Annotated in this window: 11 protein-coding genes; 5 read left to right on the top strand and 6 right to left on the bottom strand. The window is 34.4% G+C overall.

The window, feature by feature from the left end:
- Positions 1-458 precede the first annotated feature (458 nt).
- Complete coding sequence (locus tag BMX53_RS00480; protein ID WP_074744061.1) at positions 459-3,935, top strand: DEAD/DEAH box helicase; 3,477 nt, start codon at positions 459-461, stop codon at positions 3,933-3,935.
- Between the two features lie 311 nt (positions 3,936-4,246).
- On the opposite strand, the gene gcvP is transcribed toward BMX53_RS00480, so the two are convergent.
- Complete coding sequence (gene gcvP, locus BMX53_RS00475) at positions 4,247-7,096, bottom strand: aminomethyl-transferring glycine dehydrogenase (RefSeq protein WP_074744059.1); 2,850 nt, start codon at positions 7,094-7,096, stop codon at positions 4,247-4,249.
- 123 nt (positions 7,097-7,219) lie between these two features.
- Between gcvP and BMX53_RS00470 the strand changes: the two genes are divergently transcribed.
- Together BMX53_RS00470 and BMX53_RS00465 are read left to right on the top strand one after the other, a co-directional pair.
- Positions 7,220-8,056: a UbiA prenyltransferase family protein gene (locus tag BMX53_RS00470; RefSeq protein ID WP_074744380.1), complete on the top strand. Its 837-nt coding sequence runs from the start codon at positions 7,220-7,222 to the stop codon at positions 8,054-8,056.
- A gap of 62 nt (positions 8,057-8,118) precedes the next feature.
- Positions 8,119-8,469 (top strand): hypothetical protein, encoded by a 351-nt coding sequence (locus tag BMX53_RS00465; protein WP_074744057.1) that lies wholly within the window; start codon positions 8,119-8,121, stop codon positions 8,467-8,469.
- Between the two features lie 27 nt (positions 8,470-8,496).
- On the opposite strand, the gene BMX53_RS00460 is transcribed toward BMX53_RS00465, so the two are convergent.
- Both BMX53_RS00460 and BMX53_RS00455 read right to left on the bottom strand, forming a co-directional pair.
- Positions 8,497-8,706, bottom strand: coding sequence for a helix-turn-helix domain-containing protein (locus BMX53_RS00460; protein ID WP_006259555.1), 210 nt, complete (start codon positions 8,704-8,706; stop codon positions 8,497-8,499).
- Positions 8,707-8,715: 9 nt separating this feature from the next.
- Entirely contained in the window at positions 8,716-9,330 is a 615-nt protein-coding gene (locus BMX53_RS00455; RefSeq protein WP_074744055.1) for a DUF2975 domain-containing protein, read from the bottom strand.
- 303 nt (positions 9,331-9,633) lie between these two features.
- Between BMX53_RS00455 and BMX53_RS00450 the strand changes: the two genes are divergently transcribed.
- Together BMX53_RS00450 and BMX53_RS00445 are read left to right on the top strand one after the other, a co-directional pair.
- Positions 9,634-11,025: a leucyl aminopeptidase family protein gene (locus tag BMX53_RS00450; protein ID WP_074744053.1), complete on the top strand. Its 1,392-nt coding sequence runs from the start codon at positions 9,634-9,636 to the stop codon at positions 11,023-11,025.
- Positions 11,026-11,135: 110 nt separating this feature from the next.
- Positions 11,136-11,645 (top strand): GNAT family N-acetyltransferase, encoded by a 510-nt coding sequence (locus BMX53_RS00445; RefSeq protein ID WP_074744051.1) that lies wholly within the window; start codon positions 11,136-11,138, stop codon positions 11,643-11,645.
- 34 nt (positions 11,646-11,679) lie between these two features.
- On the opposite strand, the gene BMX53_RS00440 is transcribed toward BMX53_RS00445, so the two are convergent.
- From BMX53_RS00440 to BMX53_RS00430, 3 genes are all read right to left on the bottom strand, one after another.
- Positions 11,680-12,432 (bottom strand): hypothetical protein, encoded by a 753-nt coding sequence (locus tag BMX53_RS00440; protein WP_143061398.1) that lies wholly within the window; start codon positions 12,430-12,432, stop codon positions 11,680-11,682.
- Positions 12,433-12,731: 299 nt separating this feature from the next.
- Positions 12,732-13,610 (bottom strand): hypothetical protein, encoded by an 879-nt coding sequence (locus BMX53_RS00435; protein ID WP_074744047.1) that lies wholly within the window; start codon positions 13,608-13,610, stop codon positions 12,732-12,734.
- Between the two features lie 17 nt (positions 13,611-13,627).
- Positions 13,628-14,488, bottom strand: coding sequence for a hypothetical protein (locus BMX53_RS00430; RefSeq protein WP_074744045.1), 861 nt, complete (start codon positions 14,486-14,488; stop codon positions 13,628-13,630).
- Between the last annotated feature and the right edge of the window lie 21 nt (positions 14,489-14,509).

The raw sequence follows: 14,509 nt of genomic DNA, 5'->3' as shown, positions 1-14,509 counted from the left end.
TTATACTAATTCTCCGAAACTGGATTGTATCCGGATGGTGTTTTATATCATATGCTAGTACAATGCTAGTATAGTGTAAGTATAGTGCAAGTACCAAAACACCGTAAAATGGTACTAAAACTATACTAGGATTATGATAACACAATAGTAGCACATCAATCAATAGTGATACTAATCAAAGTATAATGTTTATATATTGCTGAGGGGCATGATAGGTGGATGAGAGTTAATTATTTGATTGTTAGATGGATTGTGTTTTAATACTTTGAATATTTGACAGAGAATTATGTTAGAGTAGTATATATTTGTCTAGAATGTCATAGAGTAGGTTAATGATCTATGTGTGTTTTTTCTTAAAGAATTGTCTTCGCCAGACAATTCTTTTTTTGTTATAGCTCAGTATTTTCTTAACTGTAAAATCTAGTTTATCTTTGAGTTTTATAAAACGATAATACCTTATGCTTGATAATAATTATACTTCCATATACTTTAGTTCTTTAGTAGATATTATCAAGAATGGGGATTTGACTACTCGCTCTCGCTATAGATTACTTAGACAGCTCTTAGAGAAAGTCTGTAAATATGTAGTCAGAGATGAGGTAGTACAGTTCTCTAACCTATTCTCTAGGCTTACATTTATCTGTAATCGATATAAGGCTAGTCGTGTCATCCACAACTTTAGGATGGTTAGTAACGATTTGCTTAAGCACGATTCTGCTGATTTAGAACAATACTTCGCTACATATTGGATGGATGTAAATGATTTTATCTCTTATGTGTTTAGTGTGCCTGTACCTGATCAGAACAGAGGATTTTATCCTTTTCCGATTAAAAGATTGGAGTTAAAGCACAGCGAGTTTGAATACATTATAGATAGACTTAGAGTTAGTGTTGTAGATATAAAAGAGAATATTCTCTACTGTGTAGAGGAGAACTCTGATAGAGGAGATCATATAAAAGTACAGATTAATGAAGAGGGGACTAATGAACTATTCTCTTCAATAGATAGAGTGTGGGATGGTGCTATATTGCATCTTATCAATGTGGGTGTGGATGAACATCTGATCTATCACCCTAAGATATTCGTACTAGAGCCAGATTACTTAATAGATGTATCTGCTATAGCAGAGTGCTTCCAAGATTATGGTACGTCTTCGTTAGGGTTTATCAAATCTAAGTTTGATGAAATACCTAATAATAAACACTTACTACTCGGTAACTTCGCTAATGCTGTGATGGATGAGCTAGTGGGGGCTGCGGATGCTAGTGGTGTAACGTTTAATACAGTCTTCATTAAGCATTTCGAAAATTATCCTTTTGAACATACAGCTTGCCCTGATATTTTAGATATCAAACAGTTTAAACAATATGAATTAGATTGTGAGACACACTTTAATACTATTAAACGAGTGTATCTGGAGGAGTTCGTACATTATGGTATCACTAGTGAAGGTGATATCAATCTAGAACCTAGCTTTATGTGTAATGTGTATGGGGTACAGGGACGTCTAGATCTACTACACAGTGTGAAGAAGGATGAACTAAAGACTACTATCGTGGAGCTAAAATCTGGTAGTACAGTATATCCTGATGATGGGGTGAGTGTAAAGCCTAATCATACCGTGCAGTTATACTTATATCACTTAATGCTATCAGTGGTAAACAATATTCCTTATAGAGATATCGGTAATGAGAAGTATTTGAGCGGATTTATATTTTACAGTAAATCAAGAACAAATAGTCTTCGAAAGGATCATATTAACCTGCGTAGGGTACAGCAAATATGTGAGTTGAGAAATAGAATTGTTTTGAATGAACAAGTTCTTAAGTCTGATGATTTGGGTAGGGTAGGAGCATTGTTAGACTTTATTTCAGGAGAAAATATAGTGCGTGCCCCTAATCTGAATACGCGGTTTAAAGAGTTATTATATAAACAAATAAAGGGATTTACAGAGGTATTAGATAAATGCTCTGAGTTAGAGCGTACTTATTTTTATTCTTTTGTGAGCTTTATAGCACGTGAACAGTATATCAGTAAGTTGGGAGCAGGTGAGTATGAAGGGAGTCACGGATTAGCTAGCCTATGGATTGACAGTGCTGAGGTGAAGAAGGATAAGTATAGCATCTTATGTGATTTAGTGATTAGTGAGAATAGAATATCAGAGGAGGAAAAGCTAATCGTGTTTAAGCGTACGTTAGTGGATGACTTTGTCAACTTTAGAGTAGGTGATGTATGTGTATTATATCCTAGGAATGACGAGTCGGATACTGCTGTAAAGCATCAGATATTTAAGTGTACGATACAGGGTATTACTAAGGATACTGTAACTGTCGTGTTTAGACATAAGCAGAGCAGTATTGCTTATTTTAGTCAGTATCACTTATGGGCGCTAGAGCGAGACTCTATGGATGCCTCTTTTACGAGTATGTATAAGAGTTTATATGCATTTATGAGTGCACCTAAGAGTAATCGTGATGTGATCTTAAATGTGTTACCTCCTAGACAAGGTATAGATTATGGATTCTATAAACCGACGCTGTCTGTGGAGCAAAACAGAATATTAAATAATGCATTGTCTGCAGAAGACTACTTCGTCTTAAACGGACCTCCTGGTACTGGAAAGACTTCTCATATCATTAAAGAATTAGTAGAAGAACTGTATACAAATACAAACCAGAATATACTACTGTTAGCTTATACGAATAAGGCAGTGGATGAACTATGTGGTGCAGTGACTGATGCACTAGTAGATGTGACTACTGTGAATAAGTTCGTAAGGATAGGTAATCCTCTATCTAGTGATAGTAGGTATGAAGGTAATCTTATCAATACTATCATTAAGAGAGAAAGTGATGCTCTAGAATTATCAGGTAGAAAATTTACTAGAAATGTGTTGTCTAATATTATTCGAAATAATAGAGTATTCTTATCTACGGTAGCGACTATGTCTAGTAAGAATGATGTGTTTAAATTAAAAAACTTCGACACAGTGATTATAGATGAGGCTTCTCAGATCTTAGAACCTCAAATAATAGGGTTATTGCCTAAGTGTAGAAGATTTATTATGATAGGGGATCACAAGCAGTTACCTGCTATCGTGGTGCAGAGTGATGCTTTATCCAAAACGAATAACCCTCTGCTAGAACTGATAGGATTAGCAGATAGACGCAATTCATTGTTCGAACGATTATATAACTTCTGTGAGGCTAATAGACTAGATTATGCTCATGATACACTGACTTATCAGGGACGTATGCATAGAGAGATAGCAGCATTTCCGAATGTAGCTTTTTATGAAGGTAAACTGAAAGAAGCATTTACATTAGAAAACTTAACTGTAGAAGCTAAAGCTGGGCTGAGTAGACAAGTAGCTTCACTCGAATTAAAGTCGGTAAGGAATGATCATTTAAGTGAAGTATTGGCTAAGAAGAGGTTGATCTTTATCAATGTGGAGGAGTATCAGGCTGGTCAGCAAAAAAAGACAAGTGAGAGTGAAGCTGATTTGATTATTAAAATTCTACAGAAGGTAGAACAACTATATGAACTAAATGGTAGAGAGATAAACTTAAGGAAACAAGTAGGAATCATAGCTCCATTTAAAAATCAAATAGCGTTAATTAAGAATAAACTTGAAGGAAGTGGTATATCTAATCATGAAGATATTGTTGTAGATACAGTAGAACGCTTTCAAGGTGGACAACGCGATATTATATTGTATTCGTTTACTATTAATGAGATAATACAGTTGCAAGGTGTTGTAAGCCTTAATGAAGATCAAACTGTAGATAGAAAGTTAAATGTAGCATTAACCCGAGCAAAAGAACAAATGATCATCTTAGGTAATGCTGAGGTGTTAAGTCACAACCCAGTGTATAAAGATATGATTATGCATATTAAAGAGGTAGGTGGTTACTTTGACTTAGATAGTTTATAAGTATAGTGTTTATTGTTAATAACTATGTTGATAACCCTGTTAATAAGATGTTTTGACATAGGTGATATTGTTGATAACTCTATTCTATTGATAACTTTATAAAAGTAGTTATTTTGAGTCAATGTGCTTAATTATAAGGATATATGGTTTTGTTTTAGTTGTATTTTGACTTGTTTATAATGTGAATAAACTGAATAAAAGTTATAAACAGTATTGTTGATAACTGTAACCTAATACGATTAGATAATATATAGATATAAAAAAAACGCCATCAGATGATGGCGTTTTTCGTATAGATAAATCTGTTAAGATTAGTTTTCCATATATACTTCGATAGGAGCACAAGAACAAACTAAGTTTCTGTCACCGTAAGCATCGTCAATACGACGTACAGTAGGCCATAATTTGTTTTCAGCTACATAAGGAAGTGGGTAAGCAGCTTTCTGTCTTGAGTATGGAAGATCCCAGTTATCAGCAGTTAATAATGCTAATGTGTGAGGAGCGTTCTTAAGCTCGTTCACTGGGTTCTCTAAAGTAGCATTCTCAATCTCTTGACGGATAGATGCCATAGCATCACAGAATCTGTCAAGCTCTTCTTTGCTCTCACTTTCAGTAGGCTCAATCATTAATGTACCAGCTACTGGGAAAGATACTGTAGGAGCGTGGAATCCGTAGTCGATAAGACGTTTAGCGATATCCGTTACTTCAATACCTTTTTCTTTAAACTCACGTACGTCAACAATCATTTCGTGTGCAGCACGTCCTTTCTCACCTGTATAAAGGATAGCATAGTGCTCCTCTAAACGAGTTTTCATGTAGTTAGCGTTTAAGATAGCCTGTTGAGTTACTTTCTTAAGACCTTCAGTACCTAACATAGTGATGTAACCGTAAGAGATTAAACATACTAATGCAGATCCATAAGGAGCAGCAGAGATAGCTGTGATACCATTCTCACCACCTACTTTAACAACTGGGTTAGTAGGTAAGAACTGTACTAAGTGCTCAGCTACACAGATAGGTCCTACTCCAGGTCCTCCACCTCCGTGAGGGATAGCGAAAGTCTTGTGTAAGTTTAAGTGACATACGTCAGCCCCGATGTTAGCAGGGTTAGTAATAGCTACTTGTGCATTCATGTTAGCACCATCCATATATACTTGTCCTCCGTTATCGTGGATGATTTGAGTAATCTCCATAATAGCAGATTCATATACACCATGTGTAGATGGGTAAGTAACCATAAGACAAGATAAGTTGTCTTTATATTGTTCAGCTTTAGCTTTTAAGTCAGCTACGTCGATGTTTCCTTCAGGAGTAGTTTTAGTTACCACTACTTTCATACCAGCCATAGCAGCAGAAGCAGGGTTAGTACCGTGAGCAGAAGCAGGGATAAGAGCGATATCACGTTGGAAGTCACCTCTAGAGTGGTGGTAAGCACGGATAGCCATAAGACCAGCGTACTCTCCTTGAGCTCCAGAGTTTGGTTGTAATGTAGTACCAGCGAAACCAGTAATAACATTTAATCTCTCTTCTAATCCGTGTAACATCTCTAAGTATCCTTGTGCTTGATCAGCAGGTACGAATGGGTGAACGTTGTTCCACTGTGCGTTACTCAATGGTAACATCTCAGCAGCAGCATTCAATTTCATTGTACAAGAACCTAAAGAGATCATAGAATGGTTAAGAGCTAAGTCTTTACGCTCTAATTTCTTGATATAACGCATTAACTCAGTCTCAGAGTGGTAGCTGTTAAATGCAGCGTGCTCTAAAAACTTAGAAGTACGTTTTAGTTTAGCTTGGTATTTTACTTCAGTGCTTAATGCAGTTATTTCAGCAGCAGTTTTACCAGTAGCTTGAGCGAAGATATTAACGATAGCATTGATATCAGCTAATTCTACAGTCTCGTTTAATGAGATAGAGATAGTGTTAGCATCGATATAGTTAAAGTTAATAGAGTTAGCTTCTGCAATTGGTTTCACTTTAGCAGCGTCAGCTTTCACTAAGATAGTGTCAAAGAAGTTAGCATTAAGTTGCTCAATACCTAATTTACCTAATTCTGTAGCAACAGTAACAGCTTTAGCGTGGATTAAAGAAGCGATATTAGTCAATCCTTTAGGTCCGTGGTAAACTGCGTAGAAACTTGCCATAACAGCTAATAATACTTGAGCAGTACAGATATTAGATGTAGCTTTTTCACGTTTGATGTGTTGCTCACGTGTTTGTAATGCCATACGCAATGCAAAGTTACCATCAGCATCTTTAGATACTCCGATGATACGACCTGGCATACTACGTTTATACTCTTCTTTAGTAGCGAAGAAAGCAGCGTGAGGTCCTCCGAATCCTAATGGAATACCAAAACGTTGAGTAGTACCTACTACTACGTCAGCACCCATTTCTCCAGGAGAAATTAATAATACTAATGACATAATATCAGCAGCTACAGCTACTTTAATGTCTTTCGCTTTAGCTTGGTTGATAAAGTCAGCATAATCAGCTACTACCCCGTGTTTACCTGGGTATTGTAAGATAGCTCCAAAGAATTCTTCTGAGAAGTCAAACTCTTCGTGGTTACCTACTACTAATTCTACACCAAATGGAGTAGCACGAGTCTGTAATACTGATAATGTTTGTGGTAAGATTTCTTCAGATACGAAGAACTTAACAGCATTGTTTTTCTTTTGATCTCTTGTTCTAACGTCGAATAATAAGATCATCGCTTCAGCAGCTGCAGTAGCCTCATCTAATAGAGAAGCATTTGCAATCTCCATACCTGATAACTCGATAACTGTAGTCTGGAAGTTTAATAAAGCTTCTAAACGACCTTGAGCTACTTCAGCTTGGTAAGGAGTATAAGCTGTGTACCATCCTGGGTTCTCGAATACGTTACGGATAATAGCTGCAGGAACTACTGCCTCGTTGTACCCTAAACCGATGAAAGTACGGAATATTTTATTTTTGTTTCCTAAAGATTGGATATGAGATAAGTACTCATACTCAGTCATTGCAGGAGCAAGGTTTAAATCTTCTTTAAGACGGATTGCGTCTGGGAAAGTTTCGTTGATTAATTGTTCAATGCTATCAGCTTTCACTGTTTTAAGCATTTCTGCCATATCCTCAGGACGAGGACCAATGTGTCTTAATGCAAATGCGTTTGTTTTCATTTGGACAATAAATAAAAGTTGTGTTTAATCACACAAAAATAACCATTAATCTGACAATTGTATATTTATATCGATTAATTTTGAAAAGTGAATAAGCATAACAGTAGAAGACTGATAATTAATATGGATTTGTTAAAAAATAGAATAGTTGCACTTTATTTGAACGGAAGTATTCACGTTTCCTTAGCTGTATTCGCTTTGGTGCAAATGACTTTTTATTTTTGTCACCTACCTTTTGATGCTGTTGTCTCTATTTTGGCCTTCAGCGGAACATTGTTTTCTTATAACTTTATTAAATATGCTGAGGTAGTTTATAGACATAAGAATCCATTTACCCTTCGATTAAAAGTAATAATAGCCATTAGTCTTGTGGCTTTGGTAGTTGGTGTAGTCAGTTTCTTCTTATTAAATCTCAAAGCGCAGTTAGTTACTATAGGACTTTTAGTACTCGCAGTACTCTATGCTATCCCTGTGAGTAGTAATGTGAGTAATCTTCGCAATCTCGCAGGACTAAAAGTGTATATAGTATGTCTATGTTGGGCTACAGTGACATTAATCGTACCAGTAATGAATGCTGATATTCCGATTACTTGGGACATTGTAATTAAGTTTACTCAGCGTTTTATATTAGTATTTATCTTGATAGGTATTTTTGAGGTAGTTGACCTACAATACGATGATAAGTATTTGAAAACATTACCACAGATGTTGGGAATTACGAACACCAAATATCTATTAGCTTTACTACTTATTCCTTTCTATGTAATAGAGTTCTTTAAATTAGGGTATCAACCTATACAAGCTTGGAATAATCTATTGATTGTTCTCCTAACGCTATTTTTTATTATTTATGCCTCTCCTAAACGTACCAAGTTCTTTACTTTATTTTGGGTAGAGAGTGTGCCTATTGTATGGTGGTTAATTGTTGTAATACAGGGTAATGCAAGTATATTTGATTAGATATTAAGTGTTTGTCTGATAATAAATTACTAAATTTAACAATTAATAAAAATAATTGTTATATGGAAGATCTTAGTGTTGAAAAAAGACATAAGAGACTGTTTATCTTAGGAGTAGTGTTATTAATAGCATTAACTGTGTTCTTTGCTTTTATTAGTAAAGTAGTGTCCTCACTTTTCTTTGATGAGCGTGGTCTTTTGGTTTACGCACAGGGGATGGTGTTGATTGGAATTTTAATGTTCTTTGCTTTCTATTTGTATGTAGGAGGGTATACTCTTTTTGCTTTTGTTATTATGCGTTTGACAATTAGGAATAAGTCTTATAATAAGCTTTTTATTATTCTAGGGATTGTTGGCTTAATTATCTCTTTGATTTATGGTATCAACGCTAGCTTTTTAAGTAAGTTAGAATAGTTTTAAAAATAAAAGACCGAGCATCGCTCAGTCTTCGTTTACATATTCTAATATATCGGCTGGTTGACAGTCCAACTCTTTACAGATAGCTTCTAATGTACTAAAGCGTATAGCCTTTGCTTTATTAGTCTTTAGTATAGAGAGGTTGCTAACTGTTATACCTACGCGTTCGGCCAATTCATTAAGCGATATCTTTCGCTTAGCCATCATGACATCAAGGTTTACTATTATTGGCATATGGTGAGGTTATATGGTTAGTTCTGCGTCTTCTTTTAAACGCAAGTGTTGTTTTAATACTTCTACAATCATCAGCAAAATTAAGGGAATAAAGAATAACGTGATGTCATACTCATCTTTTATTAGCGTTAAGTTATAAAACTCCGCTACTTTTTGTTTGTGTATATTATCTGTTAGTAGAAAAAAGTTTTCGACTAAAGCATAAGCTAGATGTGCATACCCTATGAATTGTAGGTTCTTAATTTGTCTTTGGCTAACTATATCACCTCTGTATAAGTTTTTAAAATAGATATATAGAACGATAAAGATAGCTGGTATTAATAGTGTAAAAGCAAGCATTAGTATTCCTCTAGGTATTTTAAAGTAGTTCGGAATGATGTCTTTGGTCTCTATCTTTACTGTCTCAGTAGCTCTATCTTTAGTGATTGTTGTATTAGTATTAGGTGTTAGGACCTTAACGTTATCTAGTTTGTCTAGTTGTTCAATACGTAGCTTGTAGATTTCTGTTCCGTTTTCTGTAGCACAATTACCATCTTTAAACCCTTCATTAAAATCTTCGAAATGAGCAGTAAATGACAAAGTATAAGCAATAAGAAATAGTACAGTAAGTAGTTTTAGTTTCATATTATCAATTCTTTTTTAAAACAAAATATCTAGTATTCTTTCACAGAATGCCATTAGAAGTGTTGCCCAGTGGATTAATAGTTTGATCATTATAGTAAGGTTTAGTAGGTTAATTAGTATTCCAAAAGTATATTTAATTTTTTATAAAACAAATAATATTTATTGTTTTTCGATAAATAATGGTCTTTATACAGTGATTTTATCTTTTTAGGATACTTTTGTGGTAGTAGTAGAGATTTAATAAAAGCTCTTTTTTAGTTGAGTCTAAAAATGCTATATTTGCAATAATATAAATCAACAAAGATGATACAACTAGTAAATAACATTAAAGCAAACGGAAACGTTGTTTTCGTTTTAAGTAATGAGAATAAAGGGGCTGTTGAGGTTCCTGCATTATTGAATGACTTTGTAAAAGCATTTGAAGAGGGAAAAAAAGAAGAAGACTTTGCTAAAGTAGGAAGTCAGTATTTCTTCTTTGTGAAAGAGAATGAGAACTTAGAGAAAATGCGTTTAGCGGGTAATAACATTCGCAAACAATTAGATAAAAAAGCAGACAATCTTACTATCGTAGGTAACGGAGCTTCTACATTAGCATTAGTAGAAGGATTTGTATTGTCTAACTACCAATTCTTAAAATACTTCAAAGAAGCTGCTGATATGAAGTATGCTTTAGAAGGAGTTGAGGTAAAAGGTGATTTCACTGCAAAACAAATCAGTGACTTAAACAATACTGTGAAAGCGGTTTACTGGGCACGTACTATGGTAAACGAGCCTACAAGTTTCTTAACTGCTACACAATTAGCAAAAGAGATAGCTGTATTAGGTAAAGAAGCTAACTTCTCTGTAAATATCTTAGAGCGTAAGGCTATCGAAGATCTTAAAATGGGAGGTTTATTAGCTGTAAATAAAGGTTCTGTAGAGCAACCTACTTTTACAGTTATCGAGTACAAACCTGCTAATCCTATCAACAAAAAACCTATCGTATTAGTAGGTAAAGGAGTAGTATATGATACAGGAGGTTTAAGTTTAAAACCTACTGCAGGATCTATGGATTCTATGAAGAGTGATATGGGGGGGGCTGCTTGTATGGCTGGTACTATCTATGCTGCTGCTTTAAATGAAGTGAATGTACACGTTATCGGGTTAATCCCTGCTACAGATAACCGTCCTGGTGGAGATGCTTATGCTCCTGGTGATGTTATCACAATGTTTGATGGTACTACTATCGAGGTATTAAATACTGATGCAGAAGGACGTATGATCTTAGCAGATGCTATTGCTTATGCTACACAGTACGATCCACAAGTGATCATTGATGCTGCTACATTAACAGGTGCTGCTTTAGTAGTAGCTGGAGATATGGCTTCTTGTATCATGGGTAACGATGAGCAAACGATGGACGCTATCATCGCTTCAGGATATAATGTACATGAGCGTTTAGCTAAGTTACCTTTCTGGGATGACTATAAAGACTTGCTAAAATCTAATATCGCTGATATGAAGAATATCGGAGGACGTTTTGCTGGTACTATCACAGCTGGTAAGTTCTTAGAGCATTTTGCTAAAGCACCTTATGTACACATGGATATTGCAGGTCCAGCTTGGATGGATGCACCAAGAGACTATAAAGGAAACGGTGGTACAGGAAGTGGAGTACGTACTCTAGTTGACTTCTTGACTAACTATAAAGGGTAATCTTTATCTTTAATTATAAGATTATAAGCGAGAGTAGTATAACTACTCTCGCTTTTTTATGTCTATATTTTAGTTTTATCGTATTTTCGCTTTTATAAAAGTGATATACCATGACACAGTTAAGCGAAACAGCGCAGTTTGTTCCTGTAGATAAACATAATATACACCTTATCTTGCCATTGGCAGAGAAGATTTGGGAAGATACATATCTAGAAATCATAGGTCAAGAGCAGATAGACTATATGTTGCCGATGATGTATAGTAACGAACGTATTTTGGATGAGCTAACAAAGGATTATCAATGGGAGCTTCTAATGCAAGGGGATGAGTTATTAGGATATACGAATTATAAACTAATGGAGGATAATAGAGTGTTTTTGTCTAAGTTGTATTCTGATGTGTATAGAAAGATAAAGGGACTTGGGGCTTATATGTTTGAACATGTACTTGAGTATGCAAGACAAAATGGTGCTACTGCTGTATATCTAACAGTAAATAAGAATAACCAACGCGCTATAGATTTCTATGAACGCAATGGAATGAAGTGTATCGAGTCTAAGACTTTCGATATTGGGCAGGGGTATGTAATGGATGATTATATCTATCAAATAGAGTTATAAATGAGAAAGGTTAGCCATTGGCTAACCTTTTCTGTTATTCTACAATCTCAATTTCTTTATAAAAATATTCGTATTGCAGAAAAGAGTCAGAGTTAGAATTATATCTTTTAAGTTTGTTTCTTACAAGAGCTTTTGTAGGTAGGTTGTCTTGATTATAAGTATAGGTTAAAGTAGTTATTTCATCAGAATTTTCTATACGTGTTATATTGTGTTTTTGTATATAGTTTGTATAATGTAGTATCCCTAATATAGGATGTAGTTCATGTGTATAGAAGTAAGGCAAACTAGCATAAGGGTTATGCGCTTTGTCATAGCTTAAGTTAAACTTGCGATCTTTTGACTCAATAGAAGTTAATTCACCAGTAGTATTGTATTCAAATAAAACCTTTAATCTATTAGCATATTCTTTGCTCTTTTTTTCCCCTTTAATGATAGAAGGCAATTGCTTTTTGTTGTATTCGTACTGTAAGGTTAGGTCTGTTGCAGAGCTTATTTCTTCTGATTGGACTTGTTGTAAAAAACCGTTATTATATATCATAGCTGTCTCTACTCTTGTATCAGCACCTTCTACTGACTTGACTTTTTCTACTCGTCTTTGTTGGTTTAGAGTTAGCTCTATATAGATCGGAGGAGCAAGGGATGTGGTATTTACACGGTACAAGTCACCAAATTCATTGTATAAAAAGGTGAGGTTGTAAGTCCCTACTAGTACCACAGAATCATTAGGATTAGTTAGTAGCATAGCTTGATATTCTTCATCATCTTCAAACTCATCATTTTTATACATATAGTCATTAATTACTAATTTATAGAGTACTGTTTTTTTCTTTTTAACTTGTAAATCTGATGCAATAACAACGTTTGGACAAGTAAAAAGGTAAGAATAGTAAAAAAGAATGTTTTTTTCATAGCACATCATATATGAGATTAAAGCTTCTTGTTTTTTGAGAGAAGTTATACCTTCTAAAGGTACAATTAATCTATAGTAATATATATATGTTTTCCAAGTAGGTCTTGTACATGTCAAAGAGTAAAGTTTTCACTGTAGTGTAACAAAAAAGGTTAGCCTATGGCTAACCTTTTTTGTTATTCTGTAATTTCTAAATCTTTATAGATAAACTCATAATCATATTGACTAACTATATCTGTAGGATTAGACTTATCAACGGTCTTCACTTTAGCAGTTAGTGGTAAATTCTGATTACTGTACGTATAGTCTATAGTTGTGATAAAGTTGCTATCTGCTATTTTGACTACATTGTTTTGCTGTACATAATTAGTGTAATTTAGCTCAGAAGCACTTAAGTAATTAGATACATTAAATGAATAAGGTAAGAAAGCAAAAGGATACTTCTTACTGTCATATGTATAGTTTGTCTTGTTGCTATCTAATGCTACTATCTTTACATTATTATTAGGGTCAAAGATAAACTTCGTTACTTCAGGATCCGAGTATTGTGGCTGAGATACAGTCTCTATCTCTCCAGGTAAATCTAGTTTGTTATAAGTAATAGTTGTTACCCTAGACTCATCATAGTATAGATCCTTAAACTCTGTGCTTTTTAATCTATTGTTGTCATAAGTTAAATCAAGACTCATCTTATTCTCTCCAAATAAAACCTTGTTTAGCTGATTATTGGCATCTATATCTAGTGTAGTGATAAAAGTGCTAGTAGGTTGACCATTTTCTACTAAGTATGATTTGACAGCAGTCATTTGTCCTACAGTATTATACGTAAAGTCGTACTTCGTGATTGATATCTCAGTAGTCGTATTTTTTCCCGTAGCCACATTCACATCATCTACTAAAGTAGTTTCTTCAGTAGGTACATAATTCTTTTCGACAATCTGACTCACCACAGTGAGTTTTTTTATCTGTGTAGGAGGTATAGTACTCGATGCACTATAACTGTTCCAACTAACCATTAGTAGCAACAGAGGAGTTAATAATAAGGTTCTTTTCATAGCGTTTTTATAATGTCTTACTTAGTTATAGAAGCATTTATCTCCATATAGACGAATTCATACTCATATAACAATCTTACCTTATCTTTATTGTTCTTATCCACACTAGTGATTCTAGCAGAGATAGGCAAGTGATTTTGGTTATATGTATAGTCTATAGAATAGATAAATTTAGTGTTTTCTGATTTAATTACATTGTTTTGTTGTATGTAATTTGTAAACATTAAAGATTCGCTACTCAGTAAGTTAGACACTGTGTATCCGTATGGTAAGTAGTAGAACGGATATTTCTTGTTATCATAAGTGTACTCTGTAGATTCGTTTTGATAGGTCTCCTTGATTAGATTACGTTTATCGTTATACTCTAATGAAATCTCGGTAGGAGTGGGACTCTCAGGTATAGTTGAGATCAAAATATGACTAGGTAGTAGTTTTTTGTTATACGTATATTTACTCGTTTTAGATTCTCTAAAGTTGATGTTAGCGTAAGTGAATGTCTCGAGTAGATTATCATTATACTTTAGTTTATAAGTACTCGTGTCTGTACCCAAAGAAATGTCTTTGATTTGCTGAGTATTGCCCATTTCAACATAGAAGGTGAACGGATAAGTAGGCATATCATTCTCTAGGTGATATGTCATTACAGAGATTAACTCTCCCTTAGCATTATAGTCTAAATCGAACTTTTTGATGAATATCTCAGTTTCTCCACCGGGGTTAGTACTCTTACTATCAGGGCTAAGAGAGATTATCTCCGTCTTAGGAATGTGATATTTCTCTATTACTTGTTTGACTACAGTAACCTTCTTTTGAGCAAAGACAGTTATCGAGCCAGTTACTATCAATAATAATGAAGTAAGTACTAACTTGTTTTTCATAGCATATTGGTTGATTAAAGC

This window comes from Myroides marinus (assembly GCF_900109075.1).
GTDB classification, from domain to species: Bacteria; Bacteroidota; Bacteroidia; order Flavobacteriales; family Flavobacteriaceae; genus Flavobacterium; species Flavobacterium marinum_A.
Note: the sequence above shows the minus strand (reverse complement) of the source record. Positions and strands in the feature narration are given on the sequence as shown.

Coding starts and splice junctions, on each gene's coding strand:
- BMX53_RS00480 (WP_074744061.1), top strand. CDS start 459: ATGCTTGATAATAATTATACTTCCATATACTTTAGTTCTTTAGTAGAT.
- BMX53_RS00445 (WP_074744051.1), top strand. CDS start 11,136: ATGACACAGTTAAGCGAAACAGCGCAGTTTGTTCCTGTAGATAAACAT.
- BMX53_RS00430 (WP_074744045.1), bottom strand. CDS start 14,488: ATGAAAAACAAGTTAGTACTTACTTCATTATTATTGATAGTAACTGGC.
- BMX53_RS00465 (WP_074744057.1), top strand. CDS start 8,119: ATGGAAGATCTTAGTGTTGAAAAAAGACATAAGAGACTGTTTATCTTA.
- gcvP (WP_074744059.1), bottom strand. CDS start 7,096: ATGAAAACAAACGCATTTGCATTAAGACACATTGGTCCTCGTCCTGAG.
- BMX53_RS00450 (WP_074744053.1), top strand. CDS start 9,634: ATGATACAACTAGTAAATAACATTAAAGCAAACGGAAACGTTGTTTTC.
- BMX53_RS00435 (WP_074744047.1), bottom strand. CDS start 13,610: ATGAAAAGAACCTTATTATTAACTCCTCTGTTGCTACTAATGGTTAGT.
- BMX53_RS00460 (WP_006259555.1), bottom strand. CDS start 8,706: ATGCCAATAATAGTAAACCTTGATGTCATGATGGCTAAGCGAAAGATA.
- BMX53_RS00440 (WP_143061398.1), bottom strand. CDS start 12,432: ATGTATAAAAATGATGAGTTTGAAGATGATGAAGAATATCAAGCTATG.
- BMX53_RS00470 (WP_074744380.1), top strand. CDS start 7,220: ATGGATTTGTTAAAAAATAGAATAGTTGCACTTTATTTGAACGGAAGT.
- BMX53_RS00455 (WP_074744055.1), bottom strand. CDS start 9,330: ATGAAACTAAAACTACTTACTGTACTATTTCTTATTGCTTATACTTTG.